The organism is Roseburia sp. AF25-13LB (assembly GCF_003478915.1).
GTDB lineage: Bacteria > Bacillota > Clostridia > Lachnospirales > Lachnospiraceae > Roseburia_C > Roseburia_C amylophila.
This window is the reverse complement of the sequence record NZ_QUFO01000003.1, coordinates 1-21,925: the sequence shown is the minus strand read 5'-3', so window position 1 is coordinate 21,925 and position 21,925 is coordinate 1. Positions and strand designations below refer to the sequence as shown.

General features: G+C 43.2%; 17 protein-coding genes. All 17 read right to left on the bottom strand.

The genetic code is table 11. The annotated features are described in order from the left end of the window. Positions 1-2: 2 nt before the first annotated feature. The 17 genes from DWY37_RS05265 to DWY37_RS05190 all read right to left on the bottom strand — a co-directional run bounded on the left by DWY37_RS05265 (position 3) and on the right by DWY37_RS05190 (position 21,742). Positions 3-887: an LtrC-like protein gene (locus DWY37_RS05265; protein ID WP_118541736.1), complete on the bottom strand. Its 885-nt coding sequence runs from the start codon at positions 885-887 to the stop codon at positions 3-5. Positions 888-893: 6 nt separating this feature from the next. Next, positions 894-1,688 (bottom strand): PcfB family protein, encoded by a 795-nt coding sequence (locus tag DWY37_RS05260; RefSeq protein WP_015530022.1) that lies wholly within the window; start codon positions 1,686-1,688, stop codon positions 894-896. Then, a complete protein-coding gene (locus tag DWY37_RS05255; protein WP_118541738.1) occupies positions 1,672-3,057 on the bottom strand; it encodes a relaxase/mobilization nuclease domain-containing protein in 1,386 nt (461 codons plus the stop codon). The genes DWY37_RS05260 and DWY37_RS05255 overlap by 17 nt, the downstream gene beginning before the upstream one ends. Next, positions 3,048-3,389 carry a plasmid mobilization protein gene (locus DWY37_RS05250; protein ID WP_002594670.1) on the bottom strand — a complete coding sequence of 114 codons (342 nt, stop codon included), beginning with the start codon at positions 3,387-3,389 and terminating at the stop codon, positions 3,048-3,050. The genes DWY37_RS05255 and DWY37_RS05250 overlap by 10 nt, the downstream gene beginning before the upstream one ends. Then, complete coding sequence (locus tag DWY37_RS05245; protein ID WP_087203228.1) at positions 3,352-3,510, bottom strand: DUF3789 domain-containing protein; 159 nt, start codon at positions 3,508-3,510, stop codon at positions 3,352-3,354. The genes DWY37_RS05250 and DWY37_RS05245 overlap by 38 nt, the downstream gene beginning before the upstream one ends. Positions 3,511-3,645: 135 nt before the next feature. Then, on the bottom strand, positions 3,646-4,065 hold the full coding sequence (locus DWY37_RS05240; protein ID WP_002594669.1) for a DUF3846 domain-containing protein: 420 nt from the start codon (positions 4,063-4,065) through the stop codon (positions 3,646-3,648). Further along, positions 4,062-5,024 carry a DUF3991 and toprim domain-containing protein gene (locus tag DWY37_RS05235; protein WP_118541740.1) on the bottom strand — a complete coding sequence of 321 codons (963 nt, stop codon included), beginning with the start codon at positions 5,022-5,024 and terminating at the stop codon, positions 4,062-4,064. The genes DWY37_RS05240 and DWY37_RS05235 overlap by 4 nt, the downstream gene beginning before the upstream one ends. A 20-nt stretch (positions 5,025-5,044) precedes the next feature. Continuing rightward, positions 5,045-12,364, bottom strand: coding sequence for an N-6 DNA methylase (locus tag DWY37_RS16460; protein ID WP_118541742.1), 7,320 nt, complete (start codon positions 12,362-12,364; stop codon positions 5,045-5,047). 15 nt (positions 12,365-12,379) lie between these two features. Next, positions 12,380-12,679: a hypothetical protein gene (locus tag DWY37_RS15705; RefSeq protein ID WP_147403580.1), complete on the bottom strand. Its 300-nt coding sequence runs from the start codon at positions 12,677-12,679 to the stop codon at positions 12,380-12,382. Further along, a complete protein-coding gene (locus tag DWY37_RS05220) occupies positions 12,660-12,920 on the bottom strand; it encodes a hypothetical protein (protein WP_023920501.1) in 261 nt (86 codons plus the stop codon). Before DWY37_RS05220 ends, DWY37_RS15705 begins: the two co-directional genes overlap by 20 nt. A 12-nt stretch (positions 12,921-12,932) precedes the next feature. Then, the gene (locus DWY37_RS05215; protein WP_055062735.1) at positions 12,933-13,229 is read right to left on the bottom strand and encodes a hypothetical protein; all 297 of its coding nucleotides are present in this window, start codon (positions 13,227-13,229) and stop codon (positions 12,933-12,935) included. 161 nt (positions 13,230-13,390) lie between these two features. Then, positions 13,391-17,641, bottom strand: a complete 4,251-nt coding sequence (locus DWY37_RS05210; RefSeq protein ID WP_118541746.1) for a SpaA isopeptide-forming pilin-related protein — start codon at positions 17,639-17,641, stop codon at positions 13,391-13,393. A 285-nt stretch (positions 17,642-17,926) separates the two neighbouring features. Then, on the bottom strand, positions 17,927-18,865 hold the full coding sequence (locus DWY37_RS05205) for a ParB/RepB/Spo0J family partition protein (RefSeq protein ID WP_008789316.1): 939 nt from the start codon (positions 18,863-18,865) through the stop codon (positions 17,927-17,929). Beyond that, entirely contained in the window at positions 18,822-19,646 is an 825-nt protein-coding gene (locus DWY37_RS05200; RefSeq protein ID WP_066517816.1) for a ParA family protein, read from the bottom strand. Before DWY37_RS05200 ends, DWY37_RS05205 begins: the two co-directional genes overlap by 44 nt. 169 nt (positions 19,647-19,815) lie before the next feature. Next, positions 19,816-19,944: a hypothetical protein gene (locus DWY37_RS16265; RefSeq protein ID WP_255601781.1), complete on the bottom strand. Its 129-nt coding sequence runs from the start codon at positions 19,942-19,944 to the stop codon at positions 19,816-19,818. A 236-nt stretch (positions 19,945-20,180) separates the two neighbouring features. Further along, on the bottom strand, positions 20,181-20,360 hold the full coding sequence (locus DWY37_RS05195) for a hypothetical protein (RefSeq protein WP_002594660.1): 180 nt from the start codon (positions 20,358-20,360) through the stop codon (positions 20,181-20,183). Next, positions 20,357-21,742, bottom strand: coding sequence for a zinc-ribbon domain-containing protein (locus DWY37_RS05190; protein WP_118541748.1), 1,386 nt, complete (start codon positions 21,740-21,742; stop codon positions 20,357-20,359). Before DWY37_RS05190 ends, DWY37_RS05195 begins: the two co-directional genes overlap by 4 nt. Positions 21,743-21,925 lie beyond the last annotated feature (183 nt).

Genomic DNA, 21,925 nt, shown 5'->3' with positions numbered 1-21,925 from the left:
CGTTATCTCTCATAGTCCTTTGAACGCTCCTGCTTCTTGCGGAACATTTCATCAGAGATATGACTGTGAATTTCTGCCATTGCATTTCGTATCTTGGAAAGCTCCGCACGGATTTCTTTCGGCTCTTTGGAAGCCAATCCCTCCGGAATACGGTTAATTGCAAAATTCTGTGTATCTACGCCATACTTCTTGCAAATCATATATCCGATACACACTGCCTGAAAGCCCATATCCCTGCGGCTGTAACTTTCGCTGTTGATGGAAAGCTGTGCGTGTCCAAGTTCCTGAGCGACACACTGAGCAACTGCTACGCTGTCGCCCACATTACGCTTCACATACAAGGTCTGCTTTTCATTATTATAGAAAGCTGCCATATTCGGATACGGAAGTTCATCGGTTGCCGCAACCTCCACCGGAGATACATCAAGCATTGTCGTGATAAGTGCTTTCGGGTCACGGTTTGCTGACACTGCCGGAGCTTTTCTTCCATTTGTCTGCGTAACATCAAATACCTTTTTGACATTGTAGGAAATACCCGGAGAACCATCTGCTCTTGTGTATTCCACTGGTTCAAGGATAGAAATACTCTTTGCCCCTTTGGTAATCTTCACATTGTCCTTACCCCAATCATCAAAATCTTTAAGCTGTGTCGCCTGCGGATACTGACTGTAAATAAGGAGAGCATTTGCTGCGGAATATCTGTCCATTCGACTCTGCGTATCAAGAAAGCTCTTGAACTTATCAGGGTCACTCACAATCTCACGGGCAGCGTCATCAATCATCTGATAGACCTTTTCTTTTTCTGCTCGCTTCTTTTCCGCATACTCCTCTTTGGATAATCTTGGCTGATTACCGCCAGCCTTTGCGGGTTTGAAATCATTTGTCATAGTGAATTACCTCTCTTTTGTTTTTGGTTTCTTCTTCGGCTGACGGTGTACCGTCTGACCGTTTTTCTGTTGCGGCTTCTTACCGTCTTTCTTAACCTCCGGCTCTTTACGCTCTGCTTCTTTTTGCTGTTTTGCCTGAGCCTTATAACGGTCAAGTTTCTCTTTGACCGATGGCTTTTCCACTGGCTTTGCAACACCCTTATCAGATTGCGTTTCTACCGGCTCTGAGTTTTGCCTTGACAGAGGGCTTTTGTCTGTTTTGGCGACTGAGGGGTTTGCGTTTGCTCGCTCCTCTTTCTGCATTGGATTTCTGACTGCTTCCTCCATAATGATTTCACTCTTGGATTTGGTCGGCTTTTCTTTCTCAACCGCTTCACGGTCTGCGATAGCTTTCTCTGCTTCACTGACAATCGAAGCCTTATCCACTTTGCCAAGTTCAAATCTTTCAACGATACGCTGAATTTTAGAAGCGTCCTCTGCTCTTGCGATAATATCTACCGGAGCGTTCTCTCCCTTTGTGTTCTTATCTCTGAGGACACAATAAAGAACGCCATAGCGTTTTGCCTGTTCGGTAAACTTCTTCAAATCCTTTTGCGGAATGGAAAAGACCTTCAGCTCCTTGCCTGACTTAATCATATTGGTAAGCCTTGCTTTGCCCTTCGTCTTTTGTTCCTGCTTCAGAACCGATACCAAAAGCAATGCGATATTCTTCGCCGCCGAACCGCTTAATCTTGCAGCAACTTCAAATCCTTCAAGCGAAAGCCTAACGACCTGCTCTGCTGCGTCACCACCGTTGTTCATAGCGTGATTTCTCCTTTCTCTGCTGTTTTTGTTCCTCTGTTTCGATATGCTCAAGGTTTTCTTCCATAATCTTTGACCTCTCCGCAATATCCTCGCAGAGTTTTACTTCCCGTCGGAGTTTTTTCAATTCTCCATTGATAGAAGCGATTTCATCTTTTGCCGCCTGAAGCTGACCATCATCAATATTTGTTCTTATCTTTTTTCGGAGATGTGTTCTTCCGGCAATCAGATTTTTCATCTGCTCCTCTAAGGAAGTCTTATATGAAAAAAGCTGTTCGTCCGTGGAAATATTTTCTCGTCCGAGCAGCCTTACTTCATCAGTAATCTTATCGAGCTTCATCAAATCATCTTTCAAAAGATAATGAAGCCTTGCGTTATTCTGTTTCTTATACTTGGGCAGATAACCGAGTCTGTAACAGTAATACAGATACAGCCCATAAAGTCCGCCTTTCTTTTTCAGCTTCTGCCCTCTGGTCTGCATACGGTACTGTCTTGGTTTATAAGTCGCCCTCTGGAACGGCTCAATCTCTGCCCATCTGTCACGATTTTCTTTGATACGCTCTACAATCCGGTCATTGGTATAATCTGCTCCGAGATTTTTCAGTCGTATCGGCTTATCGTATCCCTTTGGAATGACCGTCCAGTATTTTCGGCTTGGACTTAGGTTATAGGCATATCCCATTTCCTTGAGAGCAAACTGAAATTCTTTCAGGGTCTTGCTATGGTCGATAGCATAATCAATGGCTTCTTTTGCAACCGAATAGCGTGTCGGCATACCTGCCTTTTCTTTCATCGTCAGATAATCCGACTGCTTACTGCGGTTCGGATTCGGGTCATAGTAAAGTCCGTACTTCTCACAAATCCTGTCTGCAATTTTTCGGAATTTGAACCACGCTTTTTCCTCGCCCCACAAATGTTTGCCATCGACGAAAGAAATAGAGTTGACGACAAAATGGCAGTGCAGGTGCTTTGTGTTCAGATGGGTTGTCACAACGACCTGAAATCTTTTCCCCCACACTTCATTCGCAAACTTCATTCCGATTTTCTGTGCCATCTCAGGAGATATATCTGTTTCCTTGAAACTCAAATATCCGTGGTAGGCTTGGATACCTTCTGTCTTTTGGTACTGCTCCTTAACCGTTATGAATTGGTCACGGGCAATCGCCACATTACAGTTGATACCCTCAACATAAAATTCTCGCTCTGTTTTTTCTTCGTCCTTTGCATAAGCAATAACATCTGCAAGAGCCTGATACTGTTCCGGCGAAAACTCCCTTTTGATATTTGCAGAAGTCTTTTCCGGATTGGTCGCATAGTCAATGACCTGACCGAGCCTTTCTGTTACCGACCACAACTTTGTTACTGCCATTTCATTTCGCTCTGATTTGGACGAAGATATGTCCTCTCAATCTCTGACTGGAACTTATTCCACTTTGCAGCTTCATTCTTCAGCATAGGTGCGTCAATGAAACCAAGTGTATTCGCTTTGGCAGCAAGCTGATTGATGTTATTACCGATAGAGGAAAGTTCCCTCATCACATCATAGAAACGGTCATCGGGTTTCTCTTTCGGTTCGTAACCTCTGATAAGCAAACGGATAAGCCCTGCTTCGGAAAGACAAGCCTTCTTTGCCTTTGCTGCCAAATCCTGTGCTTCCTTGCGGTTAAAGCGTACAATCTTCTGAATGTTTCTCTTTCTCATAATCGGTATCTTCCTTTCTCTTTACTCTGCAATCTTTGTTAATCTGGAATAAGCACATCATCGTAACGCCAAGACAACTGCCGAGCAGTGTTCCGGCGGCGATAAGTAATAACTCTCTCAAATCAAGTTCTCCTTTCTCACGGGGTATTAGGGGCAACCCCTAACGAGCCTTTTACCGTTTGGGAAACTGTGTTTATCCAAATGGTCTGCTCGCTAAGAATAAACATCTCCTCCGGGTTGCCCCGTTCTCAGTCTACTATCTCTCATAATCCTTTGATTTCGGCTTAAAAGGTTCAGCCACGATATTGCCGCCCACTTCCTTAGAAAAGCGTTCAGGATACTTGAACTGTTCCTTGTATTTCTTCATCATATCGTCCGGCAAGCTCTGAAAACTCTCACTCTCAGGCGGTGCATAACAGATAAAGAATTTGCCGCAGATAATATCTACCATCTCTTTCTTATCATTGTCCTGCACATAAACTGCACGGTTAAGCGGAAGTCCTCTCATCTTTCCTTCCTCATTACAGATGATTGCAACGTCATCGTCATAGGGCATATATTCCTCAATATCCCCGCCGACAACCTCCTGCATTGCTTCCAGACTGTCGTCGATTACAATTTCCTTCGGGTACTTTTCCGGTTCTACCAAGAGAACTTTAATCTTAGAATCATTCATCGTTCTTCATTCCTTTCGTGTGTTTTTTTATTGTAAATGCCCATCCGCATACAAAGAAAATCGTTGAAGTCCTTACCGGCTTTTGGTGGCTCATCAACGATTTCATACTTATCCGGCAGAATGGTTTTTAAGGTCTGTGCTGCCTTTCTGCCCGCTATATCATTGTCAAAATGGATACGGATTTTCCTGACAGATGGGTTACTGCCAAGATACTTTTCCAGTGCAATCGGCACTTTACTGTCCTCAATTTTCTTTGCCGGAGAATACACACCAGACAGCGAAACAAAGCTCATTTCTTTCCAATTCTGCCCGTTCAGCTTCGCAAGCGTGGCATAGGATAACAAGTCAATGGCACACTCAAAGAGGTGTACTTCCTCCAAGTTTTCCTTACCAAGCCGAAAAGAATAATCTTTTTTACTGCCACTGCAATCGCCCATAATCCTACGCTTATTCGTGGAACGGTAGGCTGCATATTTCGGTTCTTTCTTCTCGTCATAGCCTACAAACACAACATTGTGATACGGCAGGCTCTCAAAGATAAGGTCATTAGAGATACAGTAATTGATGATTTCAAAATCTATTCCTCTCCCGAAAAGATACTCTGTAACCACTCTGTTGGAAGCACATTTTTCAGGGAGAAGAAGCGGTTTATTTTCCTCTTTTGGCTGTGGCTTTTCATAGACCGGAGCCTGAATCGCCGTGTGTCCGATAATGGTTTCCACCGCTTCAAGGAAGCTGCAACCTTTGACCTTAATCAGATAATCCAAAGCACTCCTGCCGCCGATACCTCTCGACCACCATATCCATTTCCCGTTTGAAATCTTCAAACTGTCGTGGGTTCTGGTGCAATAGGTGTTACCTGAAAACTTAACTAGCTCATACGGTTCATAATTTTTCAGGTAGGTTAATAAGTCCATTTGCTTCGCCTGAATGATTAACTCAGGTGCGATAAATGGCATATCGACCACCGCCTTCCTGTTTATCTCTCATACGATTTCTCCTTTCTGCCGCCGACTGCTTCGCCCTCATCAGGCTCTCCGCCGACAATCTCATTTTCTTTTTTATCCATATTGAGCAGGATATTCAGCTCATCAAGTCGGGCAGTTTTTGCCCTCAATTCTTCCTCCTTTGCAAACGGCTTTTCGATTTCCTGCTTCGCTGTTTCAAACTGCTTTTCCGTATTTTCAAGACTGTTTTTCGTATCAGCAAGTGTTTCTTCGAAGCGTTCAATGCCGTTATCTATTCTCACGATATTACCGTGAGCATCGTCGCCAAGCGGTATATCTCTGCTCGTTTCGCCTTTCAGTTTCACAACATAATTACGCTGCACCGTATCAAAATACAGTTCCATTTGAAAGCCACGGTACTCGCCAAGTGGTATCGCATCGGGACTGTTCATTGACTTGCAGGCATTGATGATTGCCTGACCTGCTTCGGCTTTTTCGGAATAAGAAACACCCGATACCATCATTCCAAGCGGCTGCTCGTCTATCGGTTTCGGGTGTAATTTTGCTGTTTCAACATCTTTTGTAAGTCCCTCTACACGGGATTTCAAGTAAGCAATCTGTTGTGGGTAGAACTTGATGACCTTATCCTCCAGTCCGTATTTCTCCGATAAGAAATTGGATTTTAACATCTTTAGCTTCTGCACCTGAATGTCTAAGTCCATCTTTTCTTTGATATATGGATTACCTGTTGCAAGCATTTTTATCTCTGCATAGGACAGTGCGGTTTCATCAATATCCTCTGCCGACCTGACCGGAGATTTGCTCGTCATAATCTGACTTGCGAACTTCTGCTTACCTTCCACAAGCTGATAGAGGTATGCATCAAAGGTCTGCTCTGTTACATAGCGGTAAATATCTACCTGCGGATTTTCATTGCCCTGACGGACAATTCTACCGGAACGCTGCTCCAAATCTGAAGGTCGCCACGGACAATCCACATCGTGAAGTGCGATAAGTTTGTCTTGCACATTCGTTCCTGCTCCCATCTTCTGAGTAGAGCCAAGAAGCACCCTGACTTCTCCCTTGCGGGTCTTTTGGAACAGTTCTTTTTTCTTCATATCCGTGTCGGCTTCGTGTATAAATTTTACTTCACTTTCAGGAATACCTCTCTCAATCAGCTTTTTCCTAATGTCGTTATAGACGGAAAATGTTCCGTCATTCTTCGGCGTGGAAAGGTCACAGAACACAAGCTGTGCCGATTTCTTGTCGGCATTTTCTTTCCATATCCGATAGATGTTATCGACGCAGGCATTGATTTTACTGCCCTCAAAATCAGGCAGCATATCATTTAGCATACGCTGGTCAAGAGCCAGTTTTCTTCCATCATTCGTGATTTTCAGCATATTATCTACGCTTGAATCCACACCGCCGCCACGCACCTGCTCGGCTCTCTCTGCAAGGGAAGCAACCATTTCCTTCTGTATTTCCGACGGCTTTACTGCAATGTTATGGTACTTTGCTTCCGGTACTGGCAGGTTCAACATATCTGCTGTTTTAATGTCCGCTATCTCCTTGAACATCGCCATTAGTTCAGGCAGGTTATAGAATTTTGCGAACCTTGTCTTTGCTCTGTATCCCGTTCCTTCCGGTGTAAGTTCCACTGCCGTAATGGTTTCTCCGAAAGTGGAAGCCCAGGCATCAAAGTGCTGCAACCCATTTTTCACAAGCGTGTTGTACTGCAAATATCGCTGTATCGTATAGAGTTCCACCATACTGTTTGAGATAGGTGTACCCGTTGCAAATACGGTTCCTCGTCCTCCGGTAATCTCGTCAAGGTAACGACACTTCATAAAGAGGTCGGAAGATTTCTGTGCTTCCGTCTGTGCGATACCTCCCACATTACGCATTTTTGTATAAAGATAAAGGTTCTTGTAATAATGGCTTTCATCAACAAAAAGCCTGTCTACACCAAGTTCCTCAAAGGTTACAACATCATCTTTTTTCGTCTGGTCATTGAGTTTATCAAGTTTCTGCTTGATGGATTTTTTTGACTTTTCAAGCTGTTTTATGGAGAAGTTTTCCCCTCGGTTTCGCTTGAGTTCTGCAATTCCTCCAGTTATCTCCTCAAGCTGCTGTTCTAAGATTGCCCTCTGTCTTTCAATGGACATCGGGATTTTTTCAAACTGTGAATGCCCGATGATAACTGCGTCATAATCTCCGGTTGCAATCCTGCCGCAGAACTTTTTACGGTTCTTGGTTTCAAAATCTTTCTTCGTGGCAACAAGGATATTCGCCGCCGGATAGAGCTGCAAATACTCTGCCGCCCATTGTTCGGTCAAGTGATTTGGTACAACAAACAGTGACTTGTTACAAAGCCCAAGCCTTTTCGACTCCTGTGCTGCCGCTACCATTTCAAAAGTTTTTCCTGCTCCGACTGCGTGTGCAAGAAGCGTATTTCCTCCGTAAAGGATGTGGGCAACTGCATTTTTCTGATGTTCCCTGAGTTCGATTTCAGGGTTCATACCATTGAAAATAATATGGCTTCCATCATACTCACGGGGTCTGACGCTGTTGAACTTCTCATTATAGAACTTGCAAAGCCTTTCCCTTCGTTCAGGGTCAGACCATATCCAGTCCTGAAATTCCTGCTTAATCATTTCCTGCTTCGACTGAGCAATCGCAGTTTCCTTTTTATTCAGGACAGCCTTTTTCCTACCCTCATCATCTTCGATATAATCAAAGATACGCACATCTTTTAAGTTCAGCGTTTCCTCGATAATCTTATAGGCATTGATGCGGGAAGTTCCGTAAGTGTTATATGCCCTTACATTTCCTTTGTCGTAAGATTTACCCTCAATGTTCCACTCACTCGTAAAAGGAGAGAAGTGAACTTTGATATTCCACTGTGCATATCGTGGTGTTTCAAGCAAATGAAAGATAAACTCCTGCACATCGTCCGGCGGCAGCCAAGTTGCACCAAGTCGTACGGAAATTTCACTTGCAGTCAGGTCTTTCGGCTGCACCTTTTGAAGTGCTTCCACATTGACCTTATAATCTTCCGGATAGAGTTCTGCCGAGTTCTTTGTAATCCTCAGCTTCTCCCTGACATTACCCGAAAGATATTCATCAGCCATCAGATACTTCGGTTCGTAAGAGTTTCCATACTCATAAAGCGGATTTAGGAAGATAACACCCTTCAAATCCTCAAAGATTTCATTCTCCGATTTACCGGAAAGCTCCATCATATAGTCCATATCAATCGTGGCTTTTTCTCCAAGCGATACCGCCAACGCTTCGCTTGCCGTATCAACAGAAGTAACCGGAGTATGCGGCTTAATTGTCCTTTTAGAAAACATATCAGCCTTACGTTCCAGTTCTCCGTCCTCTCCGATTATCTCCAATGCGGAAAGCAGAGAGAATGAACTGTCCTGCGAAAAAGCAGAAGTATTTGCACGGCTGTTAATGAGTCCGTACTTACCTGAAAAGGTATCATAAAGTCTGTTTAATCTCTCCTGCTCCGCTTTGATTTCGCTGTCAGGGTAATCTTCTGTCTGCAATTCAATCAGCGTTCTGACGGAATTTCTAATAGCAATCATACCCTTAATTCGGTTCTCTGCGGTTGCCGATACCTCCACCGGAGTCATACGGGAATTTTCACGATAGTAGATTTTACCGTCCACCACCGTATAGGAAAAGTTTCTCACTGTCGGGTCTGCCGGAATAGAATTATCTTCCTCCTCCAGTTCTTCCTCGGCTTCATATTCCGTGATTTCCCCGTGAATATTTGCGACTGCTTCATCAAGCTGTGCTGCAAGGTCTGCATTTTCATACGGTACACAAGTTGCTTCCATACCGAAACGCCCCGATACCATTTTCATTTCTCCAAGTATCATTTCGGGGTGCTGCACAAAATAAGAGTTCATCTTAATTCCGTTCTCATCGGTATCAAGATGAACCCAATCCGGCTCAATATCTATCAGTCTGTCACGCTTTTGCAGGATAAGAATATCCGAAACGACTTCCGTTCCTGCATTACCCTTAAAGGTATTATTCGGCAATCGAATTGCTCCAAGAAGCTCTGCTCTCTGTGCAATATACTTTCGTACTGCTAAAGTTTCCTTATCCATTGTGCCTTTGCTCGTTACAAGAGCCATCACACCGCCGGGTCTTAACTTATCAAGGGACTTTGCAAAAAAGTAATCGTGTATCAGGAACTTATACTTGTCATATCTTTTATCCGATACCTTAAAATCTCCAAAAGGCACATTACCAACCACTCCATCAAAAAAGCTGTCCGGCAAATTGGTTTCTTCAAATCCTTGTGCCGCAATGGTTGTTTTCTGATAAAGCTGCTGTGCAATCCCTGCGGAAATCCTATCAAGTTCCACACCGTAAATCTTACTGTCCTGCATTGTGTCCGGCAGCATACCGATGAAATTACCGATACCGCAGGACGGTTCTAACAAGTTGCCCTCCTTAAATCCCATCTGCTCCATTGCCTTATAAATAGCTGTGATTACTTCGGGCGGCGTGTAGAACGCAGTCAATGTGCTTTCTCTTGCTGAAGCATATTCCTCCGGTGTTAATACCGAAGAAAGTTCCAGATATTCCGTTGCCCACGCTGAATTATTTTCATCAAAGGCTTCTGAAAGTCCACCCCAACCGACATACTTTGATAAAACAATCTGTTCTTCAGGCGTGGCAAATCTGTTTTCTTCCTGACATTTTTTGAGAAGCTGTATTGCCATAATATTTCTGCGGAAGCGTTCCTTTTTACCAACCGTTTCAACCTCATTTTCTCTGAGATTAAAGGTATGACGGTCTGCCATAGGCACATCAGGGTGCAGGTCAAAGCCTTTGACCTTTTTCTTCTGCTCCCAAGCGGGAACTACCGGCTCAGGCTCTTTATCATAACCGTTTCCTATGCGATACCCCTGCTTATACATCTCATCATAGCTGTCAAAACCTGACTGCGAAGCTACTATCTCTCGATAATCCTCTATCGGCATACTGCCCATATTGGTCTGAACTTCTTCCGTTTCATTTCTTTCTTCGGCAGGTTCTTCCTTTACAATCAAATGCTCATTCATCGGATTCTCTCGCACTTTTCTGTCAAACTCTGTGCGTGAAAATTCCTTATTGAACAGTGGCACATCATAGTCATAGAGCATTACTCTCTCATCATCAACAGATAAGATTTCGTACTCAGAAGCACCGATATACACCTTATCGCCAAGATGATATTCATACTGCACATCTTGTAGCTGTTCTGCTTCTTCAGGTTCTTTTTCGGCTGGTTCGACCTCCTGCTCCGGCGGTGCATTAGAGAGTATCTCTCGGTTTCTTTTCGTTTCCTCGATTTTGGCTCTGCGTTCCTCTTGACTTTCAAGCCACTGAGGATAGCGTTCTTTTTCCTTTGGATTTAAGTATCTGTCCATTCGGATAAGTTCCCCGATACGTTTCTCCACCTGCGACCACGAAAGCGTGATATGTGGATTTTCTTTACCGATACCTTTCGTAATCGTAATACCTTTTCCATCGTGGCTCTCATCAATGCCTGCCCCGATTATGACGGGATAAAAACCGCCCCAACCATATTCATTTTTCAAGAAGTCGGCATTTTCTTTTGCAGAAAGACTTTTTTCAAACTGCTCATAAATACGCATTTTTCCCTCAGAAAATCCGCTTCCATTCGCAAGAATAGCGTCGATAATCTCCTGAGAAAAAGTAAAGGCAGAGGTTTTCTTTTCCTCTGCCCGACCGTCTAATATGAATGTCATCTGACCGTCCATTGACGGTAATGGTTTTATGCTGTCACTTAATTCTCCCAGTAATCGCATAGCTTCAAAGTGTCGGGCAATAACAGCCCAATCATAAAAGCTCTGTGCGGTTCTGCTGTCGTATTTGCCCTCCCACAAATGCAGGACGTTTTCAAAGGTCTTGTACCCTACTGTCCTGCCGTCCTCTAAAGTAAGCTCAGTATAATCATTATTGAAAATACTCTTTATATACTCTGTGCGGTCTTTGTTATCTGGATTGCGTTCATAATAATCTTTGATTTCTTCCAGACTTGCTGACAAATGTGGTGTCGTTCTGAGAATTTCATTGATTACTTCATCACGTCCAAAGAACGGAAGGCTTTTATCCTCGTGCGTTCTGTCGTAATACTCTAAGCGAATATCACTTCCGCTTTCACGATTTCCTGTGCCGAATTGCGAAGGGAGTTCATCAGACGAACCCATTTCATCATATCCTCCGCTTTCATCTGTTCGGTCACTCCCTCTTTCTGTGCCATCTGGCTCAGAATTGTTTCCTCCATCTTGCTGGCTCTCTGTTCCACTTCCGCCAAGTGCTGTGTCAGTTCGCCCCTCGTCAGGAGATTGTAGTAAAGGACTCTGTGATGTTCCTTCAGAAACTCTCTCCTCATCTGAGCGTATCTGCCCAACGTCACTTCTGGCTGCTGTGGAAGTTTCAGGTTCGGAAGGCTGTAATCGCCCACCATCGTGTAGGTCAGTTCGTTCATTGTCCAAACTCCTTTCGTCGTTATTTTCAACCTTATTGTATTCATTTCTGTCCTGACCGACAATTATGCGATTTTGACGGTTGAGTGCAGTAATTGTTTTAGATATTTCCGTCAATCCCATTTCTGCAATATCACTGGTAGCAAATCCAAGTGCATTGAGTGTTTCCTGCGTATTGAAGTTGGTAACATCTCTGAAATCATCAAGTTCAAAATAACCGTCCGTATCAACGCCGAGCCTTGACATCATCATATATGCCACACTGTTTGTCACGACATTTTTATAAATGAAAGCCACAATATCCTCTTCCACTTCCTCAAAGGAACTGCCCTCGGTTGCATAGTAAAGGTCTTGCAGATAATCAGGGATATTATCCTCTGCCGCATTTCTTGCTGCTCCCATAATTGCTTCGGCAAGACTGCTCTTATTCTCAATCTCTCCGAAAGTGCTTTCCAATGTTTCAATCACATCAGCTTCGTATTCCTGACGCATATCCCAAATCGGGACTGTTCTTGAATATCTGCTTTCGTGAGTATCTGAAATATCAAAGTAATGTGTCAGTCTTTGCCGTGAACGGTTTTCATCAGCAAAAACAGCAATACCTCTTGCACCTCGGTTGACCCATCTGCCAAAAATTTTGTTCCACTGCTCTATCTCAAGAACCGCTGTTGCATCAGGTCGCTGTGCATATACAAGTAGCTGTTCGTCATAACGTAACTTATAATTTCGGCAAGCCGAAGCCAAGAATGCCTGCCAGTTCTGAGGATTTGACACAACCGTTTTGCAGGTGCGGTTGTAAAGCTCAGAAATAAGGTCATATTTTCGTGCCATTACTCTTGCACCTCCTTATCGCTGTTTTTCTCTGTTTCTGGTCTTGTATTTTGACGGTTCGGATTGATTGACAGGTTCAACTTTACTTCCACTAAGCTCCATTTTTTCAGCAAACTCGCATATATGATAGCAGCAATTTCCGACATACAAATGGTAGTCATCAATATACTTGCACACTCTGTCTGCTGTGTGTCCATCACGAAAAGTAATCCTGATTTTCCCTCCATCGGGAATATAGAATTTCAAATTGTAATGACTGTCTATAAATCGAATTTGCTTTTCCTGCGGCTCTGCTCTATTCTCCTGTTGCTTCATTTTCCTTACCTCTCATTTTTGTTGCTTCATCAGAACCGCCGCCCAAATACGAAAAGAGTTTACCGGACTTTGTATTCTTCTGAAGCTCCATAATCACACCCATATCAGGAATCGTGATATTCGGGATTTTCAGGATTGCTTCCATATCAAGCTGCTGCAACTTTTTCTCCGTATCACAACCGGAGTCAAAGAGTTTATTCAGCACCTTGACCTTATTCTGAAAAGTTGCTTTGTCTTTCACGAAAATACCTCCTTAGCTAATGTTGATTACAATAGAAATACTGCCGCTCTGTTCTTCTTTCTGCGGATTACGTGAATACTCAGGAAAAAGGGACTGTACTCTCTGCCTTGCCCTGCGTATGGTTTCAAAACAAGGAAGTCCGTATGCTCGGTAATTAAATACAATATCCTCAAGCGGAAGATTTCCGGCAGGTATATATCCGTACCGATTGTAATAATGCAGAATGAGAAGCATATCATCATACCTCGACATCGGGCATTCCTTTAAGATTTCAAGCACTCGGCTCTCCACCGTTTTCTGTTGTTTCATAATGTTCCTCCAAAAATTAAAGGGACAGAGTTTTTTACGCTCTGCCCCGAGTGGTTAATGTTCGCTTGTTACTTACTTCTTACGGTTTTTAACCTGAAGAAAGATAAAGCCGCCGACAATAACGGCGACTAATGCGATAGCGATAATTGTCTTTGCTTCCATTACTCGTTACCCTCCTTTTTCTTCTTTTTGTGTGCAACAACAGAAGTTACGGCGATACCGACAGCAGAAAGTCCGGCAAGGACATACCAAAGTTTCATATTGGTGTCATCTCCTGTTTTCGGAGTATCCCTCAACTCATTGTGCATTTTTACAACGGCTGTTTCATCAAGTTTGATAGTAACATTCTGGTCGGCAGGTGTGATATATGCGGCAGAGGCATTGTTTGCCACTTCGGATACGGTATATTCGCCAATACGAAGTCCATCAATCACAATTTCGCCGTTCTTATCTGTTTCAAATGTCATATCATAACCGTTTGCTCCGGTTACTCTGAACGCAAAACCTTTAACCTTACCATCTGAAGATGTCTTGACGATTTTCAGTGTTCCACGCATAGCTTCATTGATAAATCCAACACCAGCCTTATTCTCAACGGAATAAGTTGTTTCGTCTTTCTCAATAAAAACAGAGTATTCTCCCTTATCAAGCAGGAAGCCCTCTGGTGCTTTTGTTTCACGGACAATATATTTTCCGTAAAGCAGCTCTTTCATCTCATAAATTCCGGTTTCGGTTTCTTCAAGATTTCCGATAAGTTCATCGCCATCATCAATCTTTCCGTTCTCATTGGTGTCCTTATATACCTCAAAGGTTGCACCCGTAAGTTTGTTATCTGGATATTCAGCGTCCATCTTCGTGAGTCTGATATTGCCGTGAACATACTCATTGACAATCTCAATTTCAACTACCTGCTCGGCTTTGCTGATATTGACCTCATACGCTTTTTCATCAAGAACAAATCCCTTTGGCTGCTCGATTTCTCTTACAATCCATTTGCCATAAGGAACTTTTGCAAAAGAAAAACTACCGTCTTTTGCAGAGGTAGTCGTCATAAGTGCCGTATCCTTTGTAAATTCTGTTTCTTCGGCTTTGAAGATACCGATAACAGCACCCTCAAGTGCTTCTCCGTTCTCGTCAATCTTCTTACCTGATACAGAACCATAGATAAGTTCATTCTTGATTTCTTTTCCATCATTCACTTTGATTTCAACTGTTGCAGTATCCTGACCTGCGTATTCAAACACAACCGGATATTTCGTATCAGAGAGAACATAATGCTCATCGGTTGCAATCTCCTTGACATAGTATTTGCCAAACGGAAGGTCTGACTTCATAACAGCAGTTCCATTTTCATTTACGCTGACAATCTCAATCAGTCCATCAGCCGGAATAACTGTACCGCTTGCAGATACAATATCTTCTGTGGCATAAAGACCAAAGCTGATGTTTTTGATTTCTCCGTTGTCGCCAATACCAAATGTCTTATCCTTTTCAATGACTTTTGCAAGGCTTACCTGCACTTTCTGTCTTTCGTTATAGAACGATGTGGAAGTTTCGGTAACAGAGATATTCTGCCCTGCATAAGTAAGCTCAACCGTATGTGTTTCTCCACTGATTACCATTCCATCAGGTGCGGTAATTTCCTTGACCTCGTATTTTCCGAGATAAAGTTCTTTGCTCTTAACAAATCCATCGGAGCTTGTTGTGATAGTATCTACCACTTCGCCCTTTGAATAGCGGAGTGTACCGTCCGGTGTACTAATATCTTCCGCAGCACGGACTTCATAAACTGCACCCTCAAGTCCTGCCACTTCATAAACAGGCTGATAAATAACATCACTGTCCTCAGAACCACTTACATTGACACCGCTAAATACTTCTCCGGTCTTTTCAACCGTAACAGTACCTTTCTGTGCCATATTCGGCTTATTGACTTTCACAACAGTTATGCCGCCTTCCTCTGTGGAATTTTCTTCGGTAATATCAAAATATACCGGAGTATCATCAAGTACATACCCGTATGGAGCTTGTACCTCTACGATGGAATATCCCTTGCCATAATCCAGTTTCTCAGGTGTTACAAGAGAACCATTTGCGTCGGTATAGAACACATCAATCGTGGTTGGTGTCGGATAAGTAAAGGTCATTTTGACCTGATTGCCCTGCGGGTCATAAATCTTAAATCCTGCTCCTGCATACGGAATACTCTTTCCGCTTTCTGCGTCCACCTTGACTACATTGACAAAGCTCTCAAAGTTACGGTTATTGATAAGATAACGATACGTCTGTGCGTTCTGTGAAATGAACACATCAAAATCGTCCATCATCTCTCTGCCTTCCCAACCAGAAGTCTGGTGTACGGTATAAATACCATACGGCATATCTTTTGTCTGACCGAAGCCATTTTCATCGCAAACAATGGTATCTCTCTCGTCTTTATTGGCTGCGTCATAGCTTCCGGCAGATTTCAAATAAATCTCAAAGGAAGCACCCTTTTCAGGAGTTTCAATCTTTGTTTCTCCATCATCAGTGTGTTTAATGATAGCCACATTGCCTTTGATTACCTGCTCGGTTACATCATTGGAAGTAAGGTTGTGTTCTACCTCATAAAGTTTCGGGTCTGCACCTACTTCATGGATAGTCTTATCAAGCAAATATCCCTCTGATGGTGTAATTTCTCGGATTGTCCAGTCGGTATCACAAACATATTCTTTAGTAGTGAACTGACCATTTTCATCAGTAACATACTTATCTACAAGAGTTTCGCCCTTATAGATACCGTAAACTGCTCCTGAAAGTTTGGCATTGCCCTGTGCTTCGCCTTTATCAGCGTCGCTCTTTGTTACTGTTACAGTAAACTTCTTCAAAATATTGTTGAAGTTTCTTGTGGTTACTTCTTTCCACTTCACTGGTGCAGTCTGATTTTTTGGCACAACATAACGGATAGCCGTGTCTACTTCTTCAAGGGTATATGGTTCAGAACCACTGATAAGCACATCTTTGAAAGTTGCCACACCGTTTTTGTCTGTAACTGCATACTGGTCAACAGCATCACCGGAAAGAGAAGTACCGTAAAGATGGAACTTCACACCTTCAACAAGGTTATCTTCTGAGGACTTCACTACCTGAAGGTCGCCACGCTTCAATTTGTTATTGAAATTGACCTTTGCAACCTGCCCTGCCACAACAGTAACTCTATGTGTTTCCTGCGGCTCGTACTTATCGTATGCCTGCTCGGTTACGGTATAGATACCCGGCATAAGGTTATCAATCTGGAATTTACCGCCATTGGCTGTTGTAACCGTCTGATTGATACCGTTTCCGGTAATCGTGAAGTTGATACCGTCAACCTTGCCGTCCTCACTGGTCTTTACAATCTGACAAGAACCATAGCTGACTTTCATTTTCACATAACCGTTGATACTGTCGCTTACTTCCTGAGCATAGCTGACAACATCCTGCACACTGGAATTCTGACCGTGTTTACCCTCTGACCATACAACCACACCTCTGCGGACTGCATTTTTCTTCGTTGCGGTAATGGTAAATTCCTTACTCGGTGCAGTATCCATAGAAACCGTAAGTTTGTTACCATTCACTGAAAAGCTCACTCCACTGATACTTGCTTTGAAATTATATTTGGACAGCACATTATTGGAATCTGTCAGAGTAGTTGTGTACTTGCTTCCGTTCCACTCAAGTTCTATTGTCTTTGCCGAACCGGATGATTTATTACAAAAGCTTGGTATGGTCGCATGGTTCTGTACACTCTGCACCATACTGTTGTAATAACTGAAAATCTTATTGCGAAGCGGATGCTTTACATTGATGACATCTTTCACATTGCTGCAACCACTGGCTGCTACATGATTGAAGTTCGCATCACGCTCTCCGATAACAGTTTCCCAGATAAGAAGCTGTGTAGCATAAGCCTGTGCAATGCTGTTTGCTGCCGCTTCATTCTGTGACCTCCAAGAAGTCGAGATTGTCCCACGATAGCCATACTGTAAAATACGACCAACGAAAAGACGGATTTCATCTCCGGAAATAACCCCATTGGCTGCAAGGTTATTAAAATAATTTTCGTCATACTTATTCATTGTCTGACCGACCTTGAGCGAAATTCCCGGCTCAATACAATAAGCAACATTGCCTGAGTATGAGCCAATAGCCTTAAGATTGGTAAAATTGGAACGTCCGGTATGCCAACCATTTTTCAAGGTCAAATTGCTGTGTCCCCATACCCCATCGTAATTAGCATCGCCATCACGAGGGAAATCGACCATATAAACATCGGCTTTTTCTCCCGAAGCAGCATATGCTGTTGTCGAGCCAATGCCTGCAAAAGTGGTCACACACATAAGGGTCGCCAAGAAAAGCGACGTGACTCTTTTGAATTTTGACTTTATCATTGCGTTTCCTCCTGTAAAAATTGAAAAACACACCGTATCTCTACGATGTGCCTTTGTGGATTTTCTCTTACGACAAGATTTACCTGCCGAAAAACAAATGCGGATTTTTCGTTAATTTTTCATTTTACCATACACCTCCAGTCCGTTCATATTGTGCGATTGCCCCTTAGAGATAGACATATACTTTGAGATACTTATATTCAAGTGAGATAATATATATCATTTTCGGTAGGTAGAAGTATAACTAAGGGGTTAGAGTGTGAGAAAGGGGAACTGTAACTCCGGCTATCTGCTGTCACGTTCTGCACGATTACGCAAAAACTTGTTGTAATGCTCCAATGCTTTGCAAACAAAATCCTCCGTCTGACTGACGGGAATGTTTTTCGGGATAAGCTGTCTTACTCTGTCACCCCTCAACACGATTTTTTCCTTTTGGTTCGGCTTTTCCTCAGACATAACAGCGTGGATTGCTTCGGTTGTAAGGTTGCCCTCGTTGAATAACTTTCGCATACGGATTGTCTGGTCGTGTGACGGGGTAGCATCATTCAGGTCGATTTCATCAACCACATCACGCTGGCAATCTTCATCAAGATAGGAAAGCTCTACGGCAGGACGCATTTTAATACGCCCCTCGTCAACAAATTCAAGCAGTTCAGGAACAAGGTTTGTCAGACGCACATATCGGTGTATCTGATTTCTGCTGTCCCCTGTTTCCTGTGCAATTTGTTCATCGGTTCGTAAATTCGTCCCCACTGGGGACACATTTTCTTTTCTTGGTCTGCCTGCTTGTCTTTTCATTGCTTCCAAACGCATTTTATACGCAAAGGCTTTTTCACTCGGCAATATCTCTGACCTCTGAAAATTACTCTCAACCATTAAAATGGTCGCTTCATCTCTGTTCAGGTCTACAATCTCACTTCTCAAGGTTTCAAATCCTGCCAGTTCACAAGCTCGCTTTCGTCTGTGTCCTGAAACAAGTTCGTATCTGCCGTCCTCTTTCTGCCTTACCGTTGCCGGAGTAATAACCCCTCTTTCCTTGACACTCTCCACAAGCTGCATCATATCTTCATCGTCCCTGACCTTAAACGGATGGTCTGGGAAATCATCAATCAGCTCTAACGGAATATCTCGGATTTTTGAAAGCTGTTCTTCATCTCTCTGTGCCTGCGTGGTAAATAAATCATCGAGCTTCGTGAGAGTGAAGTCGCTCTTTCTTCCTGCCATCAGCTAACACCTCCTTTGTAAATTCAGCGTATGCCTTAGACACTGTGCTGTTTGGCTCATAAGCATAAATGCTTTTGCCTTTGGAAGAAGTTTCAGCGGCTTTTACGGCAATCGGGATTTGTGTTCGATACATTCTTATCTGATTACCGAAATTCGCCCTGAGTGCTTCCACCGTACTCTTTGCAAGGTTTGTTCGGCTATCCACCAAAGTAAGCAGCATACCGTCTATCTTAATATCCGGATTGATATACTTCTTTACTTTTGAAATGGTCTGCACAAGCTGTGTCATACCCTTTGCCGGCAAATACTGAGCCTGAACCGGAATGATAACACTGTCTGCCGCCGATAAAGCATTGAGAGTAACCATACCAAGTGAAGGCATACAGTCTATAATTACATAATCATATCTGTTTTTCACTTGACACAAATAATTCTTGAGTGTAGTTTCTCTGCTCATTGCGTTTACAAGGTTAAATTCCATTGCTGAAAGCTCAAGGTTTGCCGGAACAAGGTCAACACCTTCTTCGTGATGCAGGATACCAACCATAGGGTCTGTCATCGTTTCATTGATTACATCTGTGAGTTTTGTTGCAAGCGTGATACCCAAACCGTCTGTATCCTGCCAACCAAGACAAGTCGTTAAATCGCCCTGCGGGTCTGCGTCTATGAGCAATACTTTCTTGCCCTGCATTGCAAGCCCGACTCCGAGATTAACTGTTGTGGTAGTCTTTCCGACTCCGCCTTTCTGGTTACATACGGAAATCGTTTTGCAGTTTGACACTTCTTTTTGCCCTCCTTTCTGAAATTCATAGCCACCGCATTATGGCTATGTACCTGACCGACTCATTTCCTAATCGGTCATAGCAATATTTGTTCTCAACACCCCTTGCCAAGCAAAATGCTTATGGGAAGTCACTAAGGAACAGACTGCTTATCTGTATCATAGGATTCTAACCTCTGCCGGGTACTCCGCCAGCTCCGTAGAGAAGTATCATTATCATTCTGACTGTCATCGCCATATCAGGAGCAACCTGATACTCATAGCCGGAATTCTCGCTATTCTGAAATACAGAAATCACGGCGTACCTGCTAAAGTGGCTATCATCAGAAATAAAGTCTTAGTGAATGACTTATTCAATTTTCAAGCGAAAAGGCTTCCGTTTTTGCTATCTGGAATGAACCCCTTCACTCATTTGGACAAAGGGGTATGAAATGCACACCCAAAATCGCCGCTTTTCCGAAAATTTTTTTGAAAAATTTTTTGAAATAAAAAAAGCCGCCTGCTCCGGTTAGGAAACAGACGGCAAAACACGTTCTAAATGTATTCAATTTTCAATTTCTTTTTCTTTGCTTCAAGCACTTTGCAGAGGACATCATCTACTGCATCGGTGTATCGTCCCTGAGCTGCTAAATTGTTCTTCAGTTCAATGAGCGATTGTATCACTCGGCTTCGTTCTTCTTCATTTAAGTATAGATGATAGGTTTTCTCTCTCATTGGCTGTCCCTCCATCTTTCAAATGTATTTTTGATTATCTCTACATCTTCCTCTGTATCAGAAGAAATAAATATATGTACGTTCTGAAAAGCTCTTTTTAGGCTGTCGGCATAATCCAGTTCAGTGCCTTTCATCGGCAGTTTAATCAGTCTTATTCCTCGTTGCTCACACATATATGCTTTCATTATTTCTATATTCTCGTCAGCACTTCCTGACTCAATAGCCAACTTTTCTGAAGGTATGTATGTTTCAAGCGGAACTCCAAGCAATCGGTCAGAACCAAGTTCTGCTTTCAAACCTTTCTTATTAGAATAATAGCTGACAGCCAAAGCAGGAAATAGAGATAAATATTCTTGCTCACAAATTCGGCAGCCTTTATTCAATATCGTCCTTTCATTTATCTTCATACTCCATGAATGACCGTGCCTGCATTTCCACCACGCTCTCTTTGCTGAAGTTCGTGATACCTCTGTCGGCTTCAATTTATTCTGTTCATAATCCCATTCACTGAGAAGCTGACTGTCCGTTGTCGCCAAATCATTATATCCGGCAAGGACTTCTCTCTCTGCACAAACGGGGCATACCGTCCCTTTCACACGGGCATTGACAACGGATTTCCACTCATTACCGCATTTTCTGCACTTCCACCAGACGTTTTTCCTCGACTTTGCATTTACTTCATCAGGTTTCAAAGGCAAGTTCTTCTCCGACCACTCCGAAGCAATTTCAGGGTGGGTTGTCTGCAAATCGTTAAACCCTTTCGAGAATATGTACCCACTGCAATACGGGCATTTACTCCCACCGGAACGGGTAGAAATAAGGGTGTTCCACTCTCTGCCGCAATCCTTACACTTCCACCACGCCTTACGATTGGCAAAGACCGTAACCTGCGTTGGAAGTGTCGGATAATTTCTGTCCGACCACTCGGCTGCTATATCCGGCAGAAGTGTTGCAAGGTCATTAAATCCTGCCAACACTTTATTATGGGAGCAATACGGGCAACCAGTTTTATTTATTGTCCTGCTCTTAACAGCAGCTTCCCACTCGTGTCCTTTTTCACATCTCCATATCACTTTCTTATGAGAACCAATAGAAACTTCTGTCGGTTTTATCTTATTCTTTTCCGACCACTGCTTTTCCAGTAGCGGCTTTAATGTCGCCAAATCGTTAATCCCTGCAATCACTCTCGCACCGGAGCATATCGGGCATTTTTCTCCATTAGAACGAGCCTTTACGCTTGTTTCCCATTCGTGACCGCAAGCACCTTTCCACCATACTTTTTTATTTGAGCCGAAGCTAATATCATCAGGTGTAAGCGGTAAATTCTTTTCCGACCACTCCGAAACAAGCTCCGGGTGTACTTCTGCTAAACTGTTATTCATAGCCAAACCTCAACCTCCTTGTGCTTAGAGTATATGAAGTTTTGGCTTTATCTTGTAGTTTGCGAATATCCGTATAAATAGAAAAAGCCCTTTGGGAAAGGGATTTCTCCTCTCTCAAAGGGCAAGTTGGCAGTCGAGTAGACTAAGACCTCTCAATCTTAGCCCCTCACAGATCCGTACGTG